The 26,637-nt window shown below is 46.5% G+C and carries 24 protein-coding genes and 1 tRNA gene; 11 read left to right on the top strand and 14 right to left on the bottom strand.

The window, feature by feature from the left end; genetic code table 11:
* Positions 1–256 precede the first annotated feature (256 nt).
* The 4 genes from ACNI23_RS01290 to ACNI23_RS01275 are packed head-to-tail and all read left to right on the top strand — an operon-like array spanning position 257 to position 2,577.
* Complete coding sequence (locus ACNI23_RS01290) at positions 257–643, top strand: ArsR/SmtB family transcription factor (protein ID WP_420246262.1); 387 nt, start codon at positions 257–259, stop codon at positions 641–643.
* Entirely contained in the window at positions 644–1,870 is a 1,227-nt protein-coding gene (locus ACNI23_RS01285; RefSeq protein ID WP_420246261.1) for an SO_0444 family Cu/Zn efflux transporter, read from the top strand. It abuts the gene before it with no gap.
* Between the two features lie 31 nt (positions 1,871–1,901).
* Entirely contained in the window at positions 1,902–2,048 is a 147-nt protein-coding gene (locus ACNI23_RS01280) for a hypothetical protein (protein WP_420246259.1), read from the top strand.
* On the top strand, positions 2,041–2,577 hold the full coding sequence (locus ACNI23_RS01275; RefSeq protein ID WP_420246258.1) for a hypothetical protein: 537 nt from the start codon (positions 2,041–2,043) through the stop codon (positions 2,575–2,577). The genes ACNI23_RS01280 and ACNI23_RS01275 overlap by 8 nt, the downstream gene beginning before the upstream one ends.
* A gap of 320 nt (positions 2,578–2,897) precedes the next feature.
* Here the strand turns inward: ACNI23_RS01275 and trpS are convergent, their stop codons facing one another.
* The 4 genes from trpS to ACNI23_RS01255 form a co-directional block, all read right to left on the bottom strand.
* Positions 2,898–3,893 (bottom strand): tryptophan--tRNA ligase, encoded by a 996-nt coding sequence (gene trpS / locus ACNI23_RS01270; RefSeq protein ID WP_420246256.1) that lies wholly within the window; start codon positions 3,891–3,893, stop codon positions 2,898–2,900.
* 27 nt (positions 3,894–3,920) lie between these two features.
* Complete coding sequence (locus ACNI23_RS01265; RefSeq protein WP_015850990.1) at positions 3,921–4,559, bottom strand: site-2 protease family protein; 639 nt, start codon at positions 4,557–4,559, stop codon at positions 3,921–3,923.
* A gap of 36 nt (positions 4,560–4,595) precedes the next feature.
* Positions 4,596–4,672 (bottom strand) — tRNA-Trp (locus tag ACNI23_RS01260).
* Between the two features lie 159 nt (positions 4,673–4,831).
* Positions 4,832–5,191, bottom strand: a complete 360-nt coding sequence (locus tag ACNI23_RS01255; protein ID WP_420246254.1) for a response regulator — start codon at positions 5,189–5,191, stop codon at positions 4,832–4,834.
* A 332-nt stretch (positions 5,192–5,523) separates the two neighbouring features.
* On the opposite strand from ACNI23_RS01255, the gene ACNI23_RS01250 reads away from it, so the two are divergent.
* From ACNI23_RS01250 to ACNI23_RS01235, 4 genes are all read left to right on the top strand, one after another.
* Positions 5,524–5,721: a MoaD/ThiS family protein gene (locus ACNI23_RS01250; protein ID WP_015850988.1), complete on the top strand. Its 198-nt coding sequence runs from the start codon at positions 5,524–5,526 to the stop codon at positions 5,719–5,721.
* Between the two features lie 4 nt (positions 5,722–5,725).
* On the top strand, positions 5,726–6,658 hold the full coding sequence (locus ACNI23_RS01245) for a PP-loop family protein (protein ID WP_420246252.1): 933 nt from the start codon (positions 5,726–5,728) through the stop codon (positions 6,656–6,658).
* A gap of 3 nt (positions 6,659–6,661) precedes the next feature.
* Positions 6,662–7,681, top strand: a complete 1,020-nt coding sequence (locus ACNI23_RS01240; protein ID WP_420246251.1) for a glycosyltransferase — start codon at positions 6,662–6,664, stop codon at positions 7,679–7,681.
* A gap of 175 nt (positions 7,682–7,856) precedes the next feature.
* Positions 7,857–9,128, top strand: coding sequence for a phosphatidylserine decarboxylase family protein (locus ACNI23_RS01235; protein ID WP_420246250.1), 1,272 nt, complete (start codon positions 7,857–7,859; stop codon positions 9,126–9,128).
* 52 nt (positions 9,129–9,180) lie between these two features.
* Here ACNI23_RS01235 and ACNI23_RS01230 read toward each other — a convergent pair whose 3' ends face one another.
* The 4 genes from ACNI23_RS01230 to ACNI23_RS01215 all read right to left on the bottom strand — a co-directional run bounded on the left by ACNI23_RS01230 (position 9,181) and on the right by ACNI23_RS01215 (position 12,546).
* A complete protein-coding gene (locus tag ACNI23_RS01230; RefSeq protein WP_420246248.1) occupies positions 9,181–9,861 on the bottom strand; it encodes a PilZ domain-containing protein in 681 nt (226 codons plus the stop codon).
* Between the two features lie 111 nt (positions 9,862–9,972).
* Positions 9,973–10,743 carry an aminotransferase class IV gene (locus ACNI23_RS01225; protein WP_420246246.1) on the bottom strand — a complete coding sequence of 257 codons (771 nt, stop codon included), beginning with the start codon at positions 10,741–10,743 and terminating at the stop codon, positions 9,973–9,975.
* The gene (locus tag ACNI23_RS01220; protein ID WP_420246244.1) at positions 10,740–12,023 is read right to left on the bottom strand and encodes an anthranilate synthase component I family protein; all 1,284 of its coding nucleotides are present in this window, start codon (positions 12,021–12,023) and stop codon (positions 10,740–10,742) included. The genes ACNI23_RS01225 and ACNI23_RS01220 overlap by 4 nt, the downstream gene beginning before the upstream one ends.
* Entirely contained in the window at positions 11,995–12,546 is a 552-nt protein-coding gene (locus ACNI23_RS01215) for an aminodeoxychorismate/anthranilate synthase component II (RefSeq protein WP_420246242.1), read from the bottom strand. The genes ACNI23_RS01220 and ACNI23_RS01215 overlap by 29 nt, the downstream gene beginning before the upstream one ends.
* A gap of 222 nt (positions 12,547–12,768) precedes the next feature.
* On the opposite strand from ACNI23_RS01215, the gene ACNI23_RS01210 reads away from it, so the two are divergent.
* Positions 12,769–13,929 carry a pyridoxal phosphate-dependent aminotransferase gene (locus ACNI23_RS01210; protein ID WP_420246240.1) on the top strand — a complete coding sequence of 387 codons (1,161 nt, stop codon included), beginning with the start codon at positions 12,769–12,771 and terminating at the stop codon, positions 13,927–13,929.
* A gap of 66 nt (positions 13,930–13,995) precedes the next feature.
* Here the strand turns inward: ACNI23_RS01210 and ACNI23_RS01205 are convergent, their stop codons facing one another.
* The 4 genes from ACNI23_RS01205 to ACNI23_RS01190 form a co-directional block, all read right to left on the bottom strand.
* Complete coding sequence (locus ACNI23_RS01205; RefSeq protein WP_420246238.1) at positions 13,996–14,673, bottom strand: retron system putative HNH endonuclease; 678 nt, start codon at positions 14,671–14,673, stop codon at positions 13,996–13,998.
* A 6-nt stretch (positions 14,674–14,679) separates the two neighbouring features.
* A complete protein-coding gene (locus ACNI23_RS01200) occupies positions 14,680–15,915 on the bottom strand; it encodes an AAA family ATPase (protein ID WP_420246237.1) in 1,236 nt (411 codons plus the stop codon).
* Between the two features lie 122 nt (positions 15,916–16,037).
* The gene (locus ACNI23_RS01195; RefSeq protein ID WP_420246235.1) at positions 16,038–19,154 is read right to left on the bottom strand and encodes an efflux RND transporter permease subunit; all 3,117 of its coding nucleotides are present in this window, start codon (positions 19,152–19,154) and stop codon (positions 16,038–16,040) included.
* 21 nt (positions 19,155–19,175) lie between these two features.
* Complete coding sequence (locus ACNI23_RS01190; protein WP_420246233.1) at positions 19,176–20,231, bottom strand: efflux RND transporter periplasmic adaptor subunit; 1,056 nt, start codon at positions 20,229–20,231, stop codon at positions 19,176–19,178.
* 236 nt (positions 20,232–20,467) lie between these two features.
* On the opposite strand from ACNI23_RS01190, the gene ACNI23_RS01185 reads away from it, so the two are divergent.
* Positions 20,468–20,803: a hypothetical protein gene (locus ACNI23_RS01185; protein ID WP_420246232.1), complete on the top strand. Its 336-nt coding sequence runs from the start codon at positions 20,468–20,470 to the stop codon at positions 20,801–20,803.
* 111 nt (positions 20,804–20,914) lie between these two features.
* Here the strand turns inward: ACNI23_RS01185 and icd are convergent, their stop codons facing one another.
* Both icd and ACNI23_RS01175 read right to left on the bottom strand, forming a co-directional pair.
* On the bottom strand, positions 20,915–22,078 hold the full coding sequence (gene icd, locus ACNI23_RS01180; protein WP_420246230.1) for an NADP-dependent isocitrate dehydrogenase: 1,164 nt from the start codon (positions 22,076–22,078) through the stop codon (positions 20,915–20,917).
* 370 nt (positions 22,079–22,448) lie between these two features.
* On the bottom strand, positions 22,449–23,324 hold the full coding sequence (locus ACNI23_RS01175) for a flagellin N-terminal helical domain-containing protein (protein WP_420246228.1): 876 nt from the start codon (positions 23,322–23,324) through the stop codon (positions 22,449–22,451).
* A gap of 758 nt (positions 23,325–24,082) precedes the next feature.
* Between ACNI23_RS01175 and ACNI23_RS01170 the strand changes: the two genes are divergently transcribed.
* Positions 24,083–26,620, top strand: a complete 2,538-nt coding sequence (locus ACNI23_RS01170) for a PAS domain-containing sensor histidine kinase (RefSeq protein ID WP_420246227.1) — start codon at positions 24,083–24,085, stop codon at positions 26,618–26,620.
* Positions 26,621–26,637 lie beyond the last annotated feature (17 nt).

The raw sequence follows: 26,637 nt of genomic DNA, 5'->3' as shown, positions 1-26,637 counted from the left end.
CTGAATCTACATAAACTCTGCCAAGTGATGAGTCGTCCAAAACAGCTCCTCAAAATTTTACCATATTCTCAATTGATTAATTCCTGATTCCAATATCTTAAGCTAATCCACCGCCTCAAAAAATCAAATTATATATTCCAATAGGTATATAATTTTACTCCTCTAACGGAAAAATAGAAATCAATTTCCTTGACTTTATACTGCCTACACTTAATATATGAACAGTTGTTCATATGTACACATATAAGGAATACTCATGACTACAAACTCTGACTGCTGCAATTCTCACAACCCTACTCCGGGTGCTGTGGAACTGGTTAACAGCAAAAGCTGTCCAAATGAGACATTGAATGATCTGGCTGCGACTTTCAAAATCTTGGGAGAACCGGTCAGGATCAAGATCCTGCACGCACTTTCCATAAGTGATCTTTGCGTATGCGATCTGTCAGAACTTTTGGATATGTCACACTCAGCTGTTTCACATCAGCTTAGGATTCTTAGAACGGCGCGCATGGTCCGATTTGAAAAACACGGCCGCAGGGCAATATACAGCCTTAATGATAAACATGTGGAAATCATAATGCAAACCGCTTTAGCACATATGCAAGGCGATGGATGCGGTGTTCCGCTGGGAGACAAATAAATGCTCGATATCTTATTATCAATTGGACAGGAATCATGGGAGGTCTTGCTGGAATCCGCACCTTTCATGCTCTTAGGATTTTTTATTGCCGGATTGCTGAAAGCATTTGTAGGACCGGAGTTTATTTCCAAAAACCTAGGTTCCGGAAAGACTTCTGATGTGTTTAAGGCATCCATTCTCGGAGTACCTATCCCTTTATGCAGTTGCGGAGTCATCCCTGCTGCAGCTCAACTCCGCCAACAGGGAGCAAGCAAAGGAGCCACAACATCATTTCTTATCTCTACCCCTGAAACCGGAGTCGATTCCATCGCTGTCACCTACGCTCTCCTTGATCCTGTAATGGCAGTTTTCCGACCCTTTGCAGCATTCTTCACAGCCGTTGTCGCCGGCATCATGGTAGACAGAAATGAGAAGAAGAACGGAAGCTCCAAAGAGGAACCAAAGCTGATCCCGGATGCAATACTCCTCCCTAAAATGAATGAAGAGAATGAATTATCCGGCTGCGGTTGCGGTTCTCACGATGCACATAAGCACACGCACAGCAGTTGCTCCGACTCAAGCTGCGGATGTAACTCGCAAACTGAAGACCTGGCAAGCTGCTCAGATTCCGGTTGTGGCTGCGGTAATTCTCTTGACGACGACCGCCCTGACTCTTTTTCCGGCAAAATGGTTTACGGTATGAAATACTCATTCGGCAATCTGCTGCAGGATATCGGTATTTGGTTCCTGGGCGGCGTGTTATTAGCAGGAATATTCGGAGCCCTTATCCCTGACGGTTTCATTGAACGCAACCTTGGTGACGGCTTCTTCCCTCTGCTTATTATGCTTGCCGCCGCTATACCTCTCTACGTATGCGCCACTGCATCAACACCCATTGCTGCTGCTTTGGCATTGAAGGGACTTTCCCCCGGCGCAGCACTTGTCTTCCTGCTGGCTGGTCCGGCAACAAATGCGGCCTCATTCACCGTGGTCGCAAAGCTTCTAGGCAAGCGATCAGCCTTCATCTACCTCGGGTCTATCATCGTCTGCTCCCTTGCACTGGGGATGTTTGCCAACTGGCTTTATTATACGATGGGGCTAAGTATTACTGACTGGGTCCAATCCGGAGAAGAACATGGTCATAACCTACTCTACAGCATTAGTGCACTCATTCTGCTTGCCTTAATCGCTGTTCCCAAGGTAACAGCTTTAGTTAAAGGTGAATCATTGCACGGACATTCACACTAACTGCCCCCGTAACGGGGAACAGGAGTAAACTATGACAGGTGAAGGCGTAGAAGCAATAATAGTCATGCTGGTCATCGTCCTTGCCATCTTCAAGATGGTTAAGAGGACTGGAAGCGGATTTGGGCAGACCCATCTCCGTGAAGAAAAAGACAAAAAAGAGATGGACAGCAATGAATAAAATTACTGCCGGAATTGAAGCTCAACTTGAAGAGCTTCGCGGAGCGGAAAACTTTATCGGTTTTTGCGCCTTTGACCTTTTCCTTGATGATGACGAATCCAAACGCAAGGACGGGGTGCTTAAAATATCGCGCCACAACCTGACTCCGGAGACAGGATTCCTTAAGTTCACCTTCATTGTTGACGTTTACGGAGACAAACTTATCCGTAAGCAGGTACTTGATCTGTTCTCCCGTTTCCACGACAGCGAGCTTAAATCCGAGACAGACCCGGACTTCATGTACATCAAACCCCCGGAACCTGCTTCACAGAAAGACCGTGCGTGGTTTATAGGCGAAGTCTTTTTTCACTTTGACTCTGTAAAAGGTTCTTCCAAGGAAAACGTAGTTCGTTTTTTCCTGCCGTTTCTCACACTGCGTCTACCGCTGGAATTCAGCGACCTGCAATGGTGGGAAACTGAAGAAGATGTCAGTGAACACAAGAAATCGGCCATTCAGGCAATTACTGAATTTATTAAAAATAGGTTCTAGACAGGACAATTAATGACTCAGCTCATTTGCCACTGCTTTAGCTACACCTCAGATGATATCAAAAAGGATGTACTAAAAAATGGAAGATCAACCATTTTTGAACGCATTCTAAATGAAAAGAAAAACAGTGAATGCCAGTGCGCAGAGAAAAACCCCAATGGTCGTTGATGTCTTCCGGAAGTCCGCCAGGTGGTGGAAAAAATAACCGGATCAACTGCGCCGCCTTCTCTGGAAACAATAAAAGAGAAATCATAGAAATAAAGAAATCCCCTGCTGCATATGCAACAGGGGATTTCTCAATGTCTTTGTATAAATAAAACTTAGAATTTGAAGCCGATCAGTTCACGGATTTCGTCCATGTTCTCTTTTGCTTTAACCTGAGCCTTAGCAGTACCTTCATGGAGAATATCCCAGACGAGCTGCGGATTTTCATCCAGATGGCGGCGGCGTTCCTGCATGGGCTCAAGGAACTTGGCCATATTCTCGGCCAGAAGTTTCTTACATTCCACACAACCACGGCTTGCATTACGGCATCCTTCCTCAATCTCAGCACAGGTTTCTGTGTCAGTAAGCAGCTTGTGATAAGGATAGAGGTTACAGACATCAGGATCGCCCGGATCGGACTTACGCAGCCTGTTCTTGTCAGTCAGCATGGACATAACCTTAGGCTTAACTTCATCCATGGGCTCACCGAGATAAATACCGTTGTTGTAGCTCTTGGACATCTTACGACCATCAAGACCGGGAAGCTTTGCATCCTCGGTGAGCAGAGCTTTCGGCTCAGGGAAAAATTCGCCATTAAGATGGTTAAAACGACGGGCAATCTCACGGGCCAGCTCAAGATGAGGAAGCTGATCCTGACCAACAGGAACTTGCGAAGGCTTGTACATAAGAATATCGGAAGCCATAAGCACAGGATATCCGAGGAAACCGTAAGTGTTCAGTTCCTTCTGAACCAGCTCCTGCTTGAGTTCCTTATATGTGGGGTTCCTTTCCAGCCAGCCCAGCGGGGTCAGCATGGACAGAATCAGGTGCAGTTCAATGTGTTCCTTAACCTGAGACTGATGGAAAATCACACATTTTTCAGGATCGAGACCTGCTGCAATCCAGTCTTTAACCAGTTCAGGGACAAAACCCTGAATCTTGCGGGGATCGGAATATTCACTGGTCATTGCGTGCCAGTCGGCAACAAAGAAATAACATTCGTGATCTTCCTGAATCCTGACCCAGTTGACCAGAACACCAAAGTAATGTCCTAGGTGCAAACGTCCGGTGGGCCTCATGCCTGAAACTATGCGATTGTTTGTCTTACTCATTTTAAAAATCTTGTATGCTTGGCGGTCCTAATGAACCAGAAAATTATAGAAAAACCCCATGGCCGGACTGATAACCTTACCGAGAAGTCCGAGCATTGCCAGTACGATAACGATAACGAATCCGTACCGGAACGACATAAATTTGAATGCAGCCTCACGGGGCATGAATCCGGCAAGTATCTTACTTCCGTCCAACGGAGGGATGGGCAGCAGATTGAAAAAACACAGAGCCAGATTGATAATGACACCCGCATTGGCGATCATTACCGAAGGCTCAAGAATCCTGAGCATCAACGGCGACATGGAATTCACATCAAGTGAAAGAATTACCTTTACGACAATTGAGAACATTACCGCAAGTGCCATGTTTGCCGCCGGCCCAGCCAAAGCGACAATCATCATATCACGCTGTGGATTCTTGAAATACATCGGGTTGACCGGAACAGGTTTAGCCCAGCCGATCATGCGTGTAAGCACAAGGGCAAGGGTTCCCATGGGGTCAAGATGTTTTACGGGATTCAGAGTAAGGCGTCCGGCCTGTTTAGCCGTAGGATCACCAAGAAGGTAAGCTGCGAAGCCGTGGGCGGCCTCATGACAGGTAATTGCCAGAAGAAAAGGTAAAGCAAGAATGCTTATTTCTTTGATTGTATTGGCTATGTCGAACATGGATTGTAAGCTTGTTCGCTTTTTAGAAGTGATAAATGGCAGGCCAGGAGGGATTCGAACCCCCAGCATTCGGTTTTGGAGACCGACGTTCTAGCCGTTGGAACTACTGGCCTGCATTTATTTTGGTTGCCTTGAGACATCTCTGCCGTCAAAGACAAGCGGGTTCTAGCACCGTCATTTTGGTTTGGCAAGTAAAAAAGGAATCTATTTTCATAGATTCCTAAAATAAGTCTAATTATTTTAATACTCAGCCTAACAGAATGAGCTGAAAATCAGCTTAAGGCAAGCTTCACTTTTTCCTTCAGCTCACTCAAATCAACGGATTTCACCACATAATGATCAGCCGCAATAGACTTCATGTCATGCTTGAAGCTGTCATAAGCGGTACTGAGGATAACCGGAAGATTCTGATCCTCCTGCCTTATTTCCTGCAGCAGATCCAGCCCGGACCTATTAATCCCAAGTTTAATATCCAAAACAACAAGATCAGGTTTTTCACGCCCGATAACCACAAGAATATCTTCGGTCCCGTCAGAAGTTGAAACTTTATAGCCTCCGGCCTCAAGTTCTTCCCTGTAGAGCATCCGTATATGCTTTTCGTCGTCAACGACTAAAATTGTCTTCTGAGACATATGCCACTCCTTGAAAGTCGTTTTTACTTATTACCAGTTTAGTTCAATATTCAAGTTGGGGTCAACATTTATAGACATTTTATAATTCCTTGCACCGGATGCATTGCAGACTTCCGATTCTTGCCTTAATCATAGCACAGGATAACAATGTTTTTTCGTTATGGCTGCTTTTTTTTCTATTTTTCCTTGATTGTAACTTAATGTAAAAAATTAAAGCAAAAAATTCTCCCTCTTTCTAGTAGGAAAAGCTTGATGAAAATGTTCTTAAACGCTACATCCCTAGGCCTCGGACATCAATCTTATCATATAAAATTAGAAAAAGGAGTCTGACCATGGTAATTGTCAAAATCGAACCCGAAGGCCAGACAGTAGAATACACAAAATTAAATACCGTCCTGCAACTGCTTAACAAGCAGGGGCTGCACCATACTGACACTCTGGTCATCCGCAATGGAGAACTGCTCACTCAGGACGAGCAGATCAGACAGGGCGATGAAATTGAACTCAGAAAAGTAATTTCAGTAGGATAGCGATATGAAATGCAAGGTATGTAAAGAAAAGGCTGTGGTTTCACTGCCCAGCCATAATGCCGCGTTCTGTAAGGAACATTTTAATAATTTCTTCATGCGTCAAGTTGCGCAAGGCATCAAAAACCGCAATCTCCTCGAACCGGATGACAAGGTTCTGGTAGCTCTTTCCGGCGGTAAGGATTCGCTCGGACTCATATACGCACTGGCAGAGCTCGGATACGATGTAACCGGACTGCACATTGATCTGGGTATCTATGAATCATCCCTAAAGGCTCGCGCCGTTGTAGAAGATTTCTGCAAAGACAAGGGTTACCCGCTGCGGGTGGTAGAGCTGGAAAAAGAAGGCGTTCCCATGCCGCTGATCAAAAAACACATCCGCCGCCCCATTTGCGCAATCTGCGGTAAATTTAAGCGCCAATATTTCAACAAGGTTGCAATTGAAGAGGGTTACACAGCTCTTGCCACCGGGCATAACCTTGATGACGAAGTGGCCCGCCTCTTCGCCAACACCCTGCGCTGGGATCAGGGCTATCTGTCCGATCAGGGTCCGCTACTTCCTGCGGAGAACGGCTTTGCCAAGAAGGTGAAACCCCTTTTCCGGGTTACTGAATATGAAAGTGCCATATTTTCATTTCTTGCGGACATTCCTTATCATCACCTGCCCTGCCCGTTCAGTTCCGGTGCCAGCTTCACCGGACACAAAAAACTCTGGCGTGATATGGAACTGCGCAGCCCCGGCACCAAGCGCGCTTTCTACAAAGGATTCCTTGACCGAGGGCAGCCCGCTTTCGCAGCTCTTGAGAAAGAAGAAAAGGATTACGAAATCAATCCCTGCACAGAATGCGGTTACCCCACTTCTGCGGGAGTATGCAGCATTTGCAGAATTAAACGCCAGTTGCAGGAATCTATCGAACAGGAATCTCAAGGAGAGAAGTAAGTTATGGGCAGTCCCAAAGTCTCGGTAACCATGCCCTGCTACAATTGCGAGTCCACCGTAAGCGAAGCAATTGACAGCATCCTCGGCCAGACCTTCGAAGACCTCGAACTGGTGGCTGTGGATGACGGTTCCGAAGACAATACTGCCGAAATTCTTAAAGAATATGCTGCCCGCGATCCACGGTTAAAGCCGATATTCCTTGAGCATCAGGGAGTGGTCGGCGCGGCCAATGCTGCCATTAACGCAGCAAGCGGAAGCTACATAGCCCGCATGGACGCAGATGATTTAGCCCTGCCTGAGCGCATAGAAAAACAGGCGGAACTGCTGGACTGCGACCATGAGACAGGACTGACCGCCTGCCGTGTAGGGTTCGGCGGAGACCGGGAAAAGAACGGCGGCTATGCCCATTATGTGGATTGGATCAACACCTTGGTTGATGCTGATGAGATTTCCTTGAACCGTTTTGTGGAATTTCCTTTTGCGAATCCTTCCATCATGGCGCGCAAGGAACTAATTGAAGAGCACGGTCCATTCCGCGACGGAGATTTCCCTGAAGACTACGAACTGGTCCTGCGCTGGCTGGAAGCTGGGGTAAAAATGCGTAAGGTGGATGAAGAACTTCTCATCTGGAATGATCCGCCGGACCGCCTATCCCGCAACCATCCTAAATATACAGTTGAAGCATTCTACCGTATTAAAAGCGAGTATCTTTTCAACTGGCTGCAGTACAAGCTCGGACCGAATCCTAAAGTCGGCATTATCGGTTCGGGACGGACCTCACGTAAGCGATACGAGATGTTGGAAAGCCTCGGGGTGGAAACCGCTTTCTACGTTGACGTTGACCCACGCAAAATAGGAATGTTTATCCACGGCAAAAAAGTAATTGGCCGTAATGAACTACCACCGGCAGGAGAAACCTTCCTGCTCTCCTACGTAGCAAGCTGGGGTGCACGTGATGAAGTTGCTGAATTTCTAGATACACGCGGTTTTGTTATGGGGCGCGATTATCTGTTGGCTTCATAAATAACGAGCACCATTATATTGATTATTTTTTAAAGGGCATACCTGAGTTTGGTTACTCAGGTACGCCCTTTTTTATTTATCCGGCTTGGCAATGTTATCTCCTGCGGGTTATAACTTTAATTATGTGTTTTCATCTAATCCTACACTCAAAAAAATTAAAGCCGGAGCTTCGGAAATGACATGTAATCGATATTGGCCCAAAACTATTATCCTATTCCTTTGCAGCCTGCTCCTCTGCCTTGGTCTTTCCGTATCCGCAAACGGAGCGTCACAACATCCTGTTTCTAACGATGCCCCTCAGCTTATTCCGGTCGTTCAGGAATTTAAAGACCTTATTGAAAACGATCCTGAGCTGCTCATGCTTTTCACTCAAATGTTTGAAATGGTCCCAGACAAACCGAAATTCAAAAATGATCCGGCAGGAAATCCGCAAATCCGTGACTACAATCAGATGTTGCTGAAATTGAGTGATATCTCACAGCAGGCACCGGAATTCAACACAACCGGACTGGTTGGATTTCCCATTAATGCCGTCTTGAACTGGCCCATGGGGACCTCAGCCGGGACAAATGCTTTCTTGGATAGCAGGGTCAATATGCAGTTGAAGAAAATACTCAACCAATGGGCTGTATTCCTTGGATCACCGGACTCACGATATGTCCTTAGCAAGGACCCGAAAAAAGGATGGTTCGGACGGGATGCCCAGAAAGCCATGCCCGGATTTGAAAAGGACTTTGTCTGCGATCCAGGCAAGCCATACCACGGTTTTAAATCATGGGACGACTTCTTTACCCGCCAGTTCAGAGAAGGAAGGAGACCTGTTGCCTCACCTAAAAATGATGCGGTCATTGCGAACGCCTGTGAATCAGCACCGTTCAATCTGGCAGAAAACGTAAAGATGAGAGATAAATTCTGGATAAAAGGTCAGCCCTATTCGCTCTACCATATGCTCGATGGCGACCCGCTGGCTCCGCAATTTGAAGGCGGAACAATTTATCAGGCATTTTTAAGCGCGCTCAGCTACCACCGCTGGCACAGTCCGGTAAGTGGAAAGATTGTGAAGACAAAACTGATAGACGGCTCTTACTATGCCCAGTCACCAACAGCCGGGTTTGATCCGGCAAGTCCCAACAAATCACAAGGATATATCACCCAAGTTGCTGCCCGGGCACTTATCTTCATAGAAGCTGACAACCCGGATATCGGCTTAATGGCTGTCATGTTCGTCGGTATGGCGGAAGTTTCTTCCAATGAAATTACCGTTTACGAAGGACAGCATATAAACAAAGGAGATCAGCTGGGCATGTTTCATTTCGGAGGCTCAACGCACGTGCTCATCTTCAGGCCCGGTGTTAACCTCGACTTTGACCTGCACGGGCAAACTCCCGGCCTAGAATCCTCAAACATTCCTGTCCGCTCGCGCATAGCGACCGTCAGCAAACCTTAATACTATAATGCAGCCTTAGCCCTTGCGGCTGAGGCTGCATCTTCTAAGCTGATCAAGTATGCAGACTGAATGATCTAACAACCTGCGCTAACAAATCTTCTGACCCAATGTTAAACTTAACGAACTTGAGTCCGATTGAAACATTAGTCGAACCACTGACCATATTACGGATGACTCCGACCCCGCTGATTTCCGGTCCATCACCATACATCTTAAAAGAAAAGTCAGCTTTCAAATCGTGCCCCATATTAAAAAAGATATTACCGTCAGGAAGAGTGAATGATATCCGCCCTCCACCTTTGGAAATATCCTTAAAGACTCCCTGCAATTCTTTTCCTTTATAAACAATGCGTACCGGCTGAAAGCATTCTACGCGCTCATTCTTGCGTAAGCTGACCTTTTCGAATGATTCTGGATAACTGAGATAAAGAATAGGATAAGGATATTTCATTACCCTAGTCACAGTTGAACGAAAACCGCATATGAAGCAATCCTTACACTTCGCCCTGACAGTAACATCCGGGTCGTCAGCCAATATCCGCTGATACTCCCTTTCCCGCAAAGCCGGGAGCCACACAGAAAGAAATACTCCGGACTTAAAACCGACAACCTCTCCCCAAAGGCGTTCCTGAGTTGTAAAGAGTTCAATATTTACACTCTCACCTTGCTGAAGCCCGAGGTTATCCAGAGAACCGCATGAAAGAACTGTGAACTTTGTATTACCCGCAACCATTGAGATTCCCACCATTTTTCAATAGTATTTAACCTAAAAAAGCGCTGTTAATATACACCTTATAAGAACGCATTTCGCAATCTATATAGGCTTTAGCGGGAAAATATCAAATTATATTTTTAGTTCTAAAATTTTTGCACTTATTTCTTCAGCTAAAACAAAATCAGGTTCAAATTTAATTCCATCAATGGCAGTGACCGGAATCATACCACCTAATGAATTAAGCGCATAAACATGGTCAAACTTATCAATCTGCGCCAGATTAACCTGTACGCAACCAATTTCAATATGCCGAGCTGCTACAATACGGGCGGTACCGGGAAGCTTGAATGCTGTCTGTGGTTCAATGAATCTATCACCAGCTTTGAATAAAAGAGACGCAAAGGAAGACTCCAGCACATTGCCTTCGAAATCCTGCAGAAGAGCATCATCAAAACCATCCGCTTGTGCAGTCTTCCATGCATTAAGATAATCCATGCGATTGGTGGATTTATGGACCATGAGCGGGCTAAGAAAAACTTGTGGATTAGGCTTGAGGGTCCACGTACGTTGCGGAACATACTCAAAAGGCACAGCGCAAACGATGGGCTGGGTATGATCTTTCTCTACCGGAAAAAATATATTCACACGTGCAAATTCATTCAGGAGACCATTCGCGTTGACCACTTTCCCAATGATAGCCTCATAATCAAGCGGCTCTTCAGCTATACCGAATTCAGCAAGGCTACTGTGCGCCCGTTCCAGATGTAGATCCAGATGACAGATTTTACTTCCGTTCCAACAGATGGTCTCAAAAAATCCGTATCCAGTCCTAAAAGCGGGCTGAGCTAAATCGAGACAAACATCATCTTCATGCAACTCACAATTCCTGAAATAAATCATACAGACTCCGGGTCCAGAATTTTGCCGGCTTTGGCAATGGTTTCCCTGTACTCCGCTTCAGGATCGGAATCAATGACAATACCGCTTCCGGCCCAGTAGTCGAGTTCTTTTGTATTTTGGTCGTAAACAGCGGTCCTGATGGGAATTGAAGCAACCATATCCTGCGGTCCATTAATGATTACGATACTGCCACAGTACGGACCACGAACATGCGGTTCCAGCTTATCGATAAGCTCCATAGAGCTTTTCTTAGGACACCCGGTAATGGAACCACCGGGGAATGCGTTCAAAAGCAAGTCAATACAATCCCGCCCTTCAGCCAGTTCCCCGCGTACCCGGCTGAACATCTGCAAAAGATTATCCACCGCAAATACGGATTTATGGTCCTCAACAACCACCGATCCATAACGGCAGTCGGATGAAATGTCATTGCGGATCAGATCCACAATCATGGAAAGCTCAGAATCCTCTTTTACTGAACTTTGCAGAAAACTGACCAACTCTTCAGAATACTCCTCAAAACGAAGAGTCCCCTTGATGGGTTCGGACAAAACCTTACCCTGCTCAACCCGCAAAAAGAGCTCTGGTGAAGTGGAAACCACCATCTTTTCACCACTGCTGAAGAGTGCGTAATACGGAGCAGGATAACGTTTGTGCAGTGCGAAAAACCAGAGCACAGGATCAAGATTACCACCAGCCATTGTCAAACGGGTGGTCAGGTTCAGCTGGTAAGTCAGGCCGTCACGGATGTATTCAAGAGTGCTTGCCACTCCGTCTTCATAACCCTGTTTATCCAATGACATACGAATATCATCAGTTGCAAAAGACGGCAGTTCGACATCTGGAACAACTCCATTTTCATGAATGGAATCAACAATAGCCGACCGATAAGTTTCATCACAACAAAGCAATTTCAGGGACGATTTACCACTGTCATGTATAAGTACCGCACGGTACTTTTTCAGATGCAGTAACGGAAACTGCACGGCCTTGTTGCTTTCCACTCCACGCAATTCATGCCCGAGTTCATACGAAAGATAACCGATGACAGGCCCATCTTCGGCAAAGCAGAAATCTTTCATTTGTAAACTGACATCTGCGCCGGAAACACCGGATTGCAGAATAAGTTCGTCCTGCGGTTCAAGCCCCAGATAACTCACGCATGAATCAGGAAATTCAGAGGCACCGAGCAGTACATCCGCTTTATGCTCACGCACAAAGTGATAAGCAATCTCCCGAAAACGCTCAAAACTACAGGAGTCCGAAATGATGGAGGGCATATGCAATGAATACTCCGGGTTGCTCGGTTAAAAATGATTCCGGATGAAACTGGTACCCTAACAATGGCAGACTTTCATGAACTACAGCCATGGGAACATGGGCGCTATTCTCGCTGAGCAACTTAAGCCCGTCTCCAAGCTGCGCACAATATAAGGAATGATATCTAGCCACAGCCAGATTATGTCCGGCAAAATCTATGCGTTCGGTGCGTCCGTGAAAGCAGCCGTCCAGCCGTGCGGTTCGCCCGCCAAAATATTCGTTGAGAATCTGCATGCCTAGACAAACACCCAGAACAGGCAGACCGGATTCAATCACTGCTTCATACCCCGGATAGTCCGCAGGGCAGCCCGGACCGGGAGAGATGAAGATCAGTGCGTAAGAGCTGAGATCAAAAGCTTCTCTGCGCCCCAGCACTTCTGCATAAGGATACACAGCAATCCGTGCCCCGGGAATCTCGCGGGCCAGCAGATGCTCAAGGTTGTTGGTGAAGCTGTCGTTGTTGTCGATAAGAAGTATATTCATAGTCTGTGGCGGGTATTTACTGCATCGCTGAAACGGGCACAAGCATGATAAACAGATTCAGAACGGCTATGTTGCACTCAAACGCTACTAAATGTATATGTCCGTATAGCCTTAGAAAAATCCCGCCATTTCATAGGGATTCCAAAGTGAATTTCCTTTGGCCGCCAGAGGCGAAATCCCAAATCAAAAGCGCGTGGCGCATCATATCCCCCGGAGAACAGCATGGAATGTATTTCAAAAAGAGCCTGTGAGATCACCCCGTTCTTAGTCATGGACGTTCTGGAAAAAGCGCAGGAAATGGAACGGCAGGGCCGCAGCATCATCCACATGGAAATAGGCGAACCGGACTTCGACACGCCTGAATGTGTCAAACAGGCATGCATCAAAGCCATGGAGTCCGGCGAAACCCACTACACCCACAGCCTGGGAATCCCGGAACTGCGCGAAGCAATCAGCAAATATTATCGAGATACTTACGGCGTGGATGTCGATCCGGGCCGTGTTATCATCACCCAAGGAACTTCCCCGGCAATGCTGTTGCTCTTCACCTTTATCTTGGATCAGGGAGACAACATTATTGTCTCTGATCCCTGCTATGCCTGCTACAGCAACTTTATTTCCTTCTCCGGGGCCGAAGCAAACAGTATCCGTACTTTTGAAGAGGACGGTTTCCAATACCGCCCGGAAGCAATCGAAAAAGCAATCAATGAACGCACCAAGGCAATCCTGATTAACTCACCCTCCAATCCTACCGGGACTCTGCTCTCACCTGAAAGAATGGAGAAGATTGCCAAGATGGGACCTTGGATTATTTCTGATGAAATCTACCACGGCCTTGTTTACGGGGAGAAGGAACATACCATCCTTGAATACACGGATCACGCTTTTGTGCTCAACGGATTCTCCAAACTCTTCGCCATGACCGGATGGCGGCTGGGCTACATCATCGGCCCGGAAAAATACGTGCGCCCCATGCAGAAGCTCTGCCAGAACTTCTTCATCTCCGCTAACTCAATGGCCCAGTATGCCGGAGTGGCTGCGCTGACAGAATCATGGGATGAAGTAAACCGCATCAAAGGTATTTACGATGAGCGCCGCAAGTTCCTGATCAAAAGGCTGCGCGAAATCGGCTTTGAAATCAAAGTCGAACCCACCGGAGCATTCTACGTGCTGGTAAACATGAAACATCTGGCGGTAAAATTTGATGGAAGTTCCCTCAAGCTGGCTTTCGACATCCTCGAAAAAGCCGGAATCGGTGTCACCCCCGGCATCGACTTCGGCGAAGGTGCAGAAGGATTCATCCGCCTGTCCTACGCAAATTCCATGGAGAATCTTGCTGAAGGAATGGATAGATTGGAAAGATATGTGAAAGAGAATTCCTGATCAGGGAGATATAGATAGAAATGAGAACAGCCCTGCGAACTTTGCGTTCGCAGGGCTGTTTTTTGTTTATTTTGATTGGCGTAGTTTCTTTTTGAGGTAGTAGATTGCTACACCGCAAAAAGGTTTGAGTTTACCTTTTTCTCCCGGCGTTTCATATTCGCATATTTTTCGAAGAACCTTTTCTCGCGGCCAGCTTCCCTTTTTAGGCATTTCGCCAATCACAGCATCAATCTGTGCCTGCCTCTGCATACGCAACCTGCGTAAATTCAAATTTAAAATCCCCGGAGAGTTAACACTTCCAAGCTGCTCATTGAAATCTTTATCTGTAGAATAAATTTCACCGTTAGCTTTGTATTTAATTACACTCTCCACATCAAAATCAGCGGGATTGTATTTCAGGTCGGATGAAGCTTTCAGCACATCGCAATGATGGTTCCTACGCCCCTGTCCTTCACTACCGCAACAGGCAGCCAGCAAATTTCCATACTCAAATCTTTTGTCCACGTTTTTACGCTGGCAAGCCCAATGCTCAACGCGCATTTTCTCAGCTTCGTCACTAATTCTACTTTGGCAGTAGCAACATAAAGCCCCCTGTTCTTCACATAAAGCTTTCCGCAAATCATCTTTCACCCCGCCCTCCTCTGACGGAATGGCTTTAAACGGAAGGTCACTAAGCTGATGATTATTTTCTTCTTTCCACTCCCTAAACTTACGCGGAATCGCACCTTTCTGAATATTCCTCACAAGCTGCTACTCCGAAAGTTCGAGAACAGTCCGCGCTTTAATCAAAGCTGGAACATCACCGAATTCTTCCTCATATTTCTCAATCAACTTCTTTGCTTCCTCGAATTCCTCTTCTTCGATCAAAGTATAAATTCTATTTAGATCTTCTTCAAAATCGGGACTAAAAGCGGACAAATCCATAACTTCCTGCAAAATCTCCGATGAGTTCAAACCTTTGCTTAATTTAGGCTTATCATACTTAATATCCCCATTCTCATCCCGATAGAGAGAAAAAATATTCTCAGCCGGAACTTCACTAAGCACCTGCGGGGAATGAGTAGTGATAATAAACTGGCAATTAGGAAAAGTTTCGCGCAGAGCCGGGACAATGCGGCGTTGCCATTTGGGGTGCAGGTGGAGGTCTATTTCGTCGATAAGGACAAGGCAGGCATGTTCAAGAGGATTAATATCATCAGGAGCATTAAGAACCACATTAGTTGCAATTGCAGCTATTAAACCTAAATAAACCTGTTCTCCTAAGGACAGTTGATTAACCACCAAAGAGTGCTCACCTTCTTTCTTAACAACCGAGAAGGCATCCTCATCTGCATAAAAAGCAAAATTTTTAAACCCAGTAATTTTAGATATAGCCTGCTTTACTGCTTTCAGCTTGATATTTTCTTTAAACGAATTCAACGGTTCATCACTATCTATCATTCTACGCAGTTGAGCATTCTCCCTGTCTTCCTGATTCTTAATCCACAACAACTCATATAAAAATGGAGAAGATCTATCCATAATTAAAGCTATACGAGGATCGATATTTCTCACTCCATTCAGTGCATCTCTACTTGGCGGAGCTGCACTGAATCCAAACCCACGATCCGCAGGAAAATACATCCTCTCTAGATGATCCAATCTCTCAAATTTTTCTTTTAATGAGCTAGAAATTTCTTCAGGATTACTACTACTAACAACAGCAACAGGTTTACCCTGTACAGAAAAAGACAACTCATACATGGCACAGCTCTCATCATTCATTATATCATAAGAAGCGATGAGCAAGATGTTTTCCAAATTCTGTCTTTCGGTCCCAGCAACATGATTTATACGAGCAGCACTAACTCCTCGAACAAGAGCATCTAGAATACTCGTCTTCCCACACCCATTATCGCCCACAAACACATTCAAATGCCTGTCGAACTCGATCTCCATATCCCGGATACCCCGGTAATTGTGCAGCGATAACTTTTCTAAATACATGGCAGGTTGTCTCCTGAAAATTGATATAAAAAATTCCCACCGACGCATTCAACGTCGATGGGAATATAAGTAGCCTATGATCCTATGTTTCTCAACAACCGGATCGTTTTTATTTTCGCACCCTACGCCTCAGCCTCACCACCGCCAATCTTCTCCATCTTAATGAAGAACATGAGCAGGGCCGGGATCATGAACACGGTGAAGACCGTGGACAGAGCCAGACCACCGAGAACAACAGCTCCGAGTCCGCGATAAAGTTCCGAACCGGGACCGGGGGCGATTGCCAGCGGAAGCATACCGAAGATGGATGTTGTTGCGGACATATAGATAGGACGCAGCCTTGAGCGCGTCGCTTCAAGCACGGCCTCACGGTGTTCCATTCCTTCGTTACGCACGTTGTTCAGGGACTGGTGCACAATGAGAATCGCGTTGTTAACAACAACCCCGATCAGGATAACGAAGCCGAGCATAGTCAGCACGTCCAGCGGCTGCGGAGCGATGAACAGGTTCTCCAGCTTCAATCCGAGGAATCCGCCAGCACCCGCGAGAGGTACGGTCAGCAGAATGATGAACGGGTAAATGAAGTTTCCGAACAGGGCTGCCATCAGCAGATAGGTAATGACTACTGCCAGCAGGAAGTTCCACTGCATGGCTTCACGGGTCTGGGTCAGCTTGTCGGCTGCACCGGACATGCGCACATTCACGCCATCCATAAGGCCCATTTCCTTAACCTTGGGGATGAGCTGGTTCTGGACGATATCCATAGCCTGCTCAAGAGGCATGCTCTTGGGCGGAGTAATCTGCAGGGTTACAGTTCTCTGACGTTCAAGGTGGCGGATCTGGGTAATACCGTAAGTACGCTCCAGATGGGAAAGTGAAGAAACCGGAACCGCCCAGCCCTGAGGTGTTGCCACGAGGGATTCGTAAAGGTCTTCGGGAGTACTTACCCTTTTACCAGAAGCCATAAGCTTCAGGTCGATTTTCTTTTTACCTTCTTCTTTAAAGTCACCGATTTTGCGACCATCCATGAGTACGTCAAGAGCCTCACCTATTTCCTGACTGGACAGACCTGCGGCGCGCAGACGGTCACGGTCGGGAACTATGCGAACTTCGGGATAAAGCATTTCAAGAGACGGAATAGGACGAACCTGTCCGCCGGGGATGGCTTCACGGGCCATACCGAACATGGTTCCGGCGGCAGCCATGAGCTTGGGAAGTTCAGGTCCGCTGAAATCAACAGCGACCATACGCCCTTTACCAAGACCTGTTTCAAAGATTGAAGCCTGAATACTAACCCCGAACATACCGGGAATTGAGTTCATGATCCGGTTAAAAAGCGGAATCATAGCCGCAGGACGATCCTCGTCTTTCGAAATAGCACCGAAAAGATTGATATCCGGTGCGGAGACATAGAACAAACTTTCAATCTGCGGGAGGCCGTCCTTCTCCGCTTCCATATGCGGTTTAGTCTGGGCGGCAATATATTCACCGATGGAGTCGCGTTCTTCAAAAGACAGCCCCGGCGGTGGGATAAGAATGGAAAGGACCAGATTCCGGTTACCCTGCGGCAGGTATTCCATCTTCGGGAAGAACGAAATCACCAGCAGAGCCGAAGCCGCCACCAGAATTGCTACAGTGGAAAGCCTTGTTGCCCAGTTACGGATAGCCAAGCTGAGTAATCCCATAATGGCATCGGAAAACTTGGCACCGATTCCGGTGAGAATATTCTTTTTGACCTTCTTCTTGCGCTTGGAAAGGGAATAAAACTGCTTGGCCAGCATGGGAATAACCGAGATGGACACAAACATGGACAGGGAAATAGCGCAGGTAACCGCAATGGCAATATCCTTGAACAACTGCCCTGCTTCCTCTTCGATGAATACGACCGGAAGGAATACTGCAACGGTAGTCAGGGTCGAAGCCAGAACAGCTCCCCAGACTTCACTGGCCCCGTCATAAGCAGCATTGTAGGGACGCTTGCCCATACCTCGGTGACGGTCGATATTTTCAAGGACAACAATGGCGTTATCCACCAGCATACCGACAGCAAAAGAAATACCGGACATACTTACAATGTTCAGTGTCCGGCCCAACCCGCCGAAGACGATGAATGAGCCGATTACAGAGATAGGGATAGCGATTGCTACAATGATGGTTGCGGAAAAAGACTGCAAAAAGATGAGCAGCACTATGACCGCCAGCACACCACCGATAATAATGTTCTGCTTTACCAGATCAATTGCGCCGTTGATATAAGGGGCCTGATCGTAAACCCAGTCGAGAAAGACTCCTTTGTCAGCCAATATTCCTGCATTAAGTTTTTCCACAACATTGCGCACGTTCTTGGTCACTTCCAGAACGTTGGAACCTGGTTCGGGCTTAACACCTATAGCCATACCGGGAATACCGTTATGGAGCATGGAAACTGTCTGCTTTTTAAATCCGGGCAGAACCTTACCGACGTCTCCGATGGTAACTCTCTGTTGACCGGAGGAGGTGATAACAACACTCTCAATTTCTTCGGGAGTTTTGAATTCAGCGGTAGTCCGGATTCGATAATCACGCCGTCCAACGCCGAGGTTACCTGCTGAAACGTTGGCGTTCTCACTTTGCAGGACCTTGGTAACCTTATCGATAGTCAGATTATAGGCAGCCAGTTTTTCAGGAGCGATGATGATGTGCATTTCATTTTCGGTACCGCCGCCCACAAACAAATCGGCAACACCGTCCACACGCTCAAGATACTGACGAACGTCATCTTCAAAATAAGTTGCGTATTCATTAATATGATGCTTGTTATCCGGCAGGGTACGCAGAATCATCCAGATAACCGGAGATGCTGAAGCACCGGTTGCGGAAATAACCGGCCTGTCCGAATCAGAAGGATATTTCTTAACTTCGTTCAGCTTGTTGGAGACCCTGAGCAAAGCATCGTCAATGTTAGTACCGATCTTGAAACGCAAAGAAATGCGGCCGAAGCTGTCAAAGCATTCGGACTCCATTTCCATAAGCCCGGTAACACCTTTGAGCACTTTTTCCTGCTCTTCAATGATATCGCGTTCGATCTCATAAGGAGTTGCACCGGTCCATGAGGTTTCAACTGTAATTTCCGGTTCGGTAACCGAAGGAGAAAGCTGGTAAGGCAGACCGGAAAGGGCCAGACCGCCGAAAAGGACCAGCAGGATAACCCCAACCAGTACAGATACCGGCTTTTCGATTGAAAATTTTACAAAATCCATGAATTACTCCGGCCCGTCGGGCTATTTATTATCAATGACCACGGGCTGTCCGGGCCTGAGTCTTTCGTTACCCTTGGTGACAATATCCAGTCCTGCTTTCAGGCCTTTACCGCGAACTCCGGCATTCATGCCTTTAAAGCCTACTACCTGCACAGGGAAAGGCTGGGCCTTCCCGTCGATAACCGCGATAACCATGGTAGTTCCGCGCAGAGTAATTACTGCATCACGGGGAACCACAACTGTTTCGCTGGCCAGACCGTTAGGCAGTGAAACACGCGCTTCCATACCCTGCTTGAAAGCATTTTCGCTATTAATCCTGATCTTTACCGGGAATGTACGGCTGGCGATATCACCACGGGGAATGACAGCAAAAACCTTACCCTTATACTCCTTGCCACCGGCAGTAATACCGACTTCAAGACCGGGCTTAACGACCTGCGCAACATCCTGCGGAACGTTGACCACTACATCGTAACTGGTATTCATACCCAGCTTGACTACATCAGCACCCACGGAAAGCCATTCACCTAAGTAAACGGTACGTTTAAGCACGATGCCTCCAAAAGGAGCACGAATTGTTTTCTTGGAAAGCTGAATCTGAAGGCGGCGAAGCTTTGCCTGTGAAGAAGCAAGTTCACTTTCCATTGCGATAGCTTTATACCGTTTGGAATCGTATTCACCTTCGTGGACGGAACCGCTCTTGAATAGCTTGGTAATACGCTGATCATCGCGTTTGGCAAGATCGTAGTTTGCCTTGGATTCGGCATAGGCAGCTTTAGCCGCGCGGATTTCAGTGTTGAGTAAATCAGAACTGAGCCTGATCAGCACATCACCTTTTCTGACGATATCCCCTTCTTCCACCTCTACCTTGACGATTTTTCCGCTGACTTCCGAAGCAACATCGGAAGTCTCTGAAAAATAAACCGTACCTATATATGAGGATTCAGGTGCAACCTGTCCGGCAAATGACTTTGATGTCGCCACATGTGCCGGAGGCATCTGGGGAGCCTTTTTCTCAGCAGCGAGAACTGGGCAAGAGGAAAGAATAAAAATCAAAAAAAATATTATCCGTTGCATAGATCTGCTCCGATATGAATTATAACTTTATTTCCGAAGGGCACACTTTACGTAAGATTTGAAGATAGTCAACTGAGAACAGGCATCATTAACATAAGTACGCGCTCACCAGATCATCCAAAAGTATGAATAAATAAGAAACGACACACTGGTTAATTTATAATATACCTTCCCGACAATAGCGCACCATACTGAGCTGGACGATTTCAAAAACGCATAGCCTCTTACCGGAAACCATGAGAAAAATATTTCCCGCTTTAATACTTATGTTTATGTTCCTTTCGGTTTGCACCGAAGCACAGGCTCTGACTATTAAAAACAAATGCAGCTATCCTGTAGCAGGATCTGTTGCTACTGTTGAAGGTAATGTCAGTGTCGCACAGTTTAGACTTTTCCCCGGTCAAACAAAGCGGTTGCTAAATGGATTCAACAAAATGCAATTAAAAGTGCGCACTATTCCGGATGTATATGACCTTGAAATGCTCAAGATAACCTCTACTGAGGTTGATGACCCGGACAGTCACATCGAACTTAAGCAATCTCCCCAAGGTATAAAGTTCAGCGTGCAATAAAGATCTCACCCAATATGTACTAAATAAGAAAGCCCTCCCTATGTTGACCATAGGGAGGGCTTAGTACATTCAGCCTCTACAAATCACTGAGTATATGCTTTTCACGACATACTACAGATTGGCGAGAATAATCTCACCGAATGCTTTACAACCGACCTGCTCAGCACCGCTAATCTGGCTGGCCAGATCGACAGTTACCTTTTTAGCAGCTAAAGCTTTTTCAACTGCATTCTTAATCAGAACAGCAGCTTCTCCCATACCGTTGTTTTCCAACAGCATGGCTCCGGAAAGCAGAATACTTCCGGGGTTAGCAAGGTCTTTGCCTGCAATGGTGGGTGCGGTTCCATGGGTTGCTTCATAAATAGCAAGCTTGTCACCCATGTTTACGCCCGGAGCAAGACCGAGACCGCCAACCTGAGCGGCAAGGGCATCGGAAAGGTAGTCACCGTTAAGGTTGGTGGTGGCTACTACACTGTACTGTTCGGGACGCATAAGCAGTTCCTGAAACATTGCATCGGCAATACGGTCATTAATAACGACCTTGCCTGCTGCGTCTTCGCCTTCTTTGACCACCTTTCCGGCATACTCTTCCTCAGCGAGATCATAACCCCACTGGCGGAAACCGCCTTCAGTGAACTTCATGATATTGCCCTTGTGGACCAAGGTCACGGATTCGCGATTCTGGTCAATGGCGTAATCAATAGCCCGACGAACGAGGCGCTTGGACCCGGCGGGGGTAATAGGCTTAATGCCGACGCCTGCAGTAGGATCGATTTTGGCACCCATTTCGTCCACCAGAAAATCAATTACCTTTTTTGCTTCGGGGGAAGCAGAGCTCCACTCGATTCCGGCATAGACATCCTCGGTGTTTTCACGGAAAACAACGATATCCACCAGATCGGGACGTTTCACCGGGGATTCAATTCCTTCAAAATAACGGATGGGACGAATGCAGGCATAGAGATCAAAAACCTGTCTCAAAGTAACGTTAAGAGAACGGATTCCTTTACCAACCGGGGTCTGCAGCGGCCCTTTAATAGCCAGTTCTGCTTTGGCAAGAGTATCGAGAGTTTCCTGAGGCAGGTACTCTCCGGTTTCCGCGTAAGCTTTTTCTCCGGCAAGAAGTTCAGTCCATTCAATTGTTTTTGCGCCGCCATATGCTTTTTCAAGAGCAGCATCAATAACCGGACGGGCGGCACCCCAGACTTCAGGGCCGATACCGTCACCTTCAATGAAGTATACTTTTTTTGTAGACAAAATAATCTCCTTAATCATAGACACAGCTCCGGCTCCTTACGGCTGTGCAGTGGATTGTGCTAGGCAGGGCTGGACGGATTTTTTCGAGTTATTGCGTAAACTGAAAAGAGGAACCGGATGGCTTCCGCCCGCGGGCTGGACAAAAGGCAGGAATGTATCTGCATTTCTGGATTCAGGCCGGAGATATACGATGTTATTGCAAAAAAGTAAAGATAGACACCTGAAACACTCTCCTCAATGTCATGGTTCGCAAAAAGATCAAAAAAAGGAATTTTAATCAAAACGAAGCGGACACCACAGCAGATTATTCACATATATATATTAAAACGAAAAGGGAGGCCCGGTGACCGGACCTCCCTTTCTGAGTGAATTAAACTCACCTGTGTTATTAACCACCGATGAGCTGCATTGCCATCCTGGGCATACCGTTTGCCTGGGAAAGCATGGCTACTGCGGACTGAGTAAGAATCTGGTTCCTGGTGAACTCAGTCATTTCAGTTGCTACGTCAACGTCGGAAATGCGGGATTCCGAAGCCTGAACGTTTTCAGCCTGGATTGAGAGGTTGGTAATGGTGTTTTCCAGTCTATTCTGGAGAGCACCGAGGTTTGCGCGAATCTTATCCTTGGAGATAATTGCATTCTGCAACTTATCAAGGGACTGCTGTGCAAGTGCCTGGGTAGAGATGGAGTTACCTGCGGCAAGACCTACACCGAGAGCGGAAGCTGTAGAGGTTCCGATTGCAATGTAGTAGTAGTCCTCTGCGGAATCGTTACCGGTGCCGAAGTGGACCTTTACCTTACCAGAAGACCTAAGGCCTGCACCACTGTGATCGCCGGAAACGTTACCGTTAAGCAAATGAATTCCGTTGAAGTCAGTCGCATTTGCGATACGGGTAATTTCTGAAGCCATAGCCTGATATTCAGAGTCGATGATCAGACGCTGGTCAGAGTTGTAGGTACCGGTTGCGGCCTGAGTTGCAAGTTCCTTCATACGGATAAGCTTTTCATCGATAACACCGAGAGCTCCATCAGCAGTCTGGATCATGGAGATGGCGTCGTTAGCGTTACGAATACCCTGGTTCAGGGATTTAACATCGGCACGCATAAGTTCGCGAATCGCCAGACCTGCGGCATCATCTGCTGCGGTTCCGACACGAAGACCTGAAGACAGGCGACGGGTCGAAACTCCGAGATTACCATATGATTCCTGCAGGTTACGACTTGCGTTCATAGCCATCAAGTTGTGATTAATTACGAGCGACATAATAATTCCTCCTTGAATTATTTATAGAAATTCGCCTGAGTGGTTCCGTCCACTCCGACCTTTTACTGGTTAGTTTTCAGTTCAAAATCCGCTTGATTTTTACTGCATAAAACACCCTCCGGAACAGTTCGACTTTCGGCCCACGGCCTTGTAGCCCGGTAAACCACCGACACTTCATTTTGAGCATCTTCGGGCATTACCTGCATATGGACTCGCGCAGGTATCCGCTTAATCTTTAGTTAAGACGCGGAACTCCTAGCTGAGTCCGCGACTCTGTGCAGGCACGGCCATGAGACGGCGATTCTCACATGTCCCGTTATGGGAAATATTCTCAATGCGGTTTAACTCCGCACATTACCAACCTCCGAGAATCAACTCGACCAAATGCCTTCATATGCTCATGGAATTATCGGTCTATATTTTCCGGCTACACCCCCTTGTAAATTTAAAGCTGGTTTGCTCTGCAGTTGAGATTGCAATGGTTGTGCCTATTGATTCATTCGTTTATTTATTTACAAAAAGAATACACAAGATACTGTTTAGACAGTCTTTTTAGAAATTTACATTTCTTAATAGAAGACAAGACAAGACCGAAAGGCGGAAACAGGAGGAAAGTTCTGCCTTATGCGATGGGGAAAATCTTTCCCAGACTTTTGAGGGGGAGAAATTGTTTACAGGATCATGTTTCAAATATATTACTCAAAAAGCAGTTCAGTAAAAAAGCAGTAAAAAGCCACTTTGGAAAACTCATATATTTCATGAAAATAAGAAGCATTCATAGACTTAACAGCCGAATAAGAAATTATCTCTGCCTTTTTCTAACGATATTCATTGCCAGCTCTATCTGCTCGTCAATTCTTTTCTCCTGGTCCGTATCAAAGGACGTAGACGGCAAAGCATCAACTTGGGCCAATTACCTTGAGGAAAGGATTTCATTTCTGGAAACCGTGGTGACCTCGCGAGCAACTTTCGATCACGGTCTCTCCATATTAAGGGTCACCCCTTCAGGCGAAGTTGTTAATACGCGTCCTTTCCCAATCGAAATCAAGTCAATCGCTGAGTCACCTGTATTCCAAAAGGTGAAAGATTTTCAGCCGGGACAGTCTCTCCTTATAAAACAGCCTGCAACCGCGCCATCCGAAGAGGATGAAATATACCTGATTCAAAGGCTGGACCACAGTTTCGCCATTGCCAAAGTTCCCCCTGAAAGTCTCCTTCCTGTGTCACCAAACGACACTGAGCTATACATCAAGGATAAAGCCGGGAACACTCTGTATCGCTCCGAAATAAGCTATTACCCAACAGCCTACCGGATGGGCAGTCTGTTTTTTTCCAATTGGCATGTATTCTTGACAGCGAAAGCTGATGTCCAAAATTTCGGAGGACTTTCCATAACTCTGGCTAAAGATATTTCCACAGAATTTTACGCTGGCTTGCTGCTTATAGCTTTTACCGCAATATGCATGGGAATACTGGTCAAAAGATCTGCATTCTTAACTTGGGATTTAGATAAGAACGAACAGGACTTTATCAGAATCAACAATCTGCTGAAGCGGGTAGTCGATAAACCGGAAAGAAAGATTCAACATCTGGCGACCATTGAATCTACTGCAAAAAGCATTCGGGAAGTGGACTGGGCTACGGAAGCACGTAAGATGTCTTTTATTGAAAACAGAAACTACATTACCGCCACGGCCTTTTTTTCCGGCAAGATACTTAAACTGCTTGACGAAGTTGCATCACACTCGCAACAGCTGACTCGGTCACGCAAGGAATATCATGACCTTGTGCATACTGCCCGCAGTATAATTATAAGGATTGACCGTAATGGGATGTGCACTTTTTTTAATGAATACGCCCAAATATTTTTCGGTTTTTCCAAAGAAGAAATAATAGGGAAAAGTGTTATAGGAACACTGATCCCCAAAACTGAAACAGGCAAGTCTGAACTCGAGTTGATGATCCATGAATTGACCGAAAACCCGGAAAATTTCCCGGTCAATACTAATCTGAATACACGTAAAGACGGCAGTCAGGTCTGGGTATACTGGACCAACAGTCCTATCCTCGATTCCAGAGGAAAACTGACGGAAATACTCTGCGTTGGGACGGACATAACAAAACGCAAAGCAATTGAAACAGAACTTCAGAACACCAAAAACTACATTCGCAACATAATTGATTCCATGCCTTCGGTGATCATCGGGGTGGATAGTCAAAAAAGAATCACCCATTTCAACACTGCCGCCCAGCAATTGGCTGTTATTCCTAAGGAAGAAATCGAAGGGTCCGAAGTGGAAGTGGCCTTTCCTCCTCTGGGTAAATACGCAGGTAATATCACTCAGGCCATAGAAAGCGGGATCCCGGAAACTGGATTCCGAACTCAAGGAATGACAGATCCCAACAGCCATCAGGATATCATCATCTACCCGCTCACCGATGACATGAAGGGCGCGGTTATCAGGATTGACGATGCAACCGAAAGAGTCCGGATTGACGAAATGATGATCCAGACCGAAAAAATGATGTCTATCGGTGGACTTGCCGCCGGAATGGCCCATGAAATCAACAACCCCCTTGGGGGAATCCTCCAAGGTATTCAAAATATTGTGCGCAGGATGTCTCCCGATCTGCCGGCCAACCTAAAGGCTGCGGAAAAAGCAGGCTGCTCAATAGATTCAATCATTCAGTACATGGAAGACCGCAAAATAATTAAAACCCTGAACGGAATAACCGATTCAGGAGTAAGAGCAGCCTCTATTGTTTCCGGGATGCTTGAATTCAGCCGCAAAAGCGACTCCCGTAAAGCACCGGGCGACTTGCGCAGAATTATGGACAAAGCATCCACCCTTGCAGCACAGGATTACGATCCAGTAAAAGGATACGATTTCAAAAAGATCACTATACTCAAGGAATATGACGAGAACCTGAAGCTAACCCCATGCACTGCCACTGAAATCGAACAGGTATTCCTGAATCTGCTGCGCAATTCGGCGCAGGCAATGAACGATTGGCCTGAAATGAATGACTCCCCTGTTATTTCGATAAAAATCAAGAATGAACGTGATATGGTAAAGTGCACAGTCTCGGATAACGGTCCCGGGATGGATGAAACCACCCGCAAAAGGGTTTTCGAACCTTTTTATACAACCAAAGCTCCGGGAACAGGCACCGGACTGGGGCTTTCCGTTTCATACTTCATCATTACTCAGAATCACCATGGGATATTTCAGGTAGCTTCTACCCCCGGTAGGGGAACAACGTTCACAATCCAACTTCCCATCGCTAAGAATTAATAAGGCCCTGAAAATCC

The sequence above is a fragment of the Maridesulfovibrio pacificus (SeqCode) genome, assembly GCF_048612815.1.
Classification (GTDB): Bacteria; Desulfobacterota; Desulfovibrionia; order Desulfovibrionales; family Desulfovibrionaceae; genus Maridesulfovibrio; species Maridesulfovibrio pacificus.
This window is presented reverse-complemented; position numbering and strand designations above follow the sequence as displayed.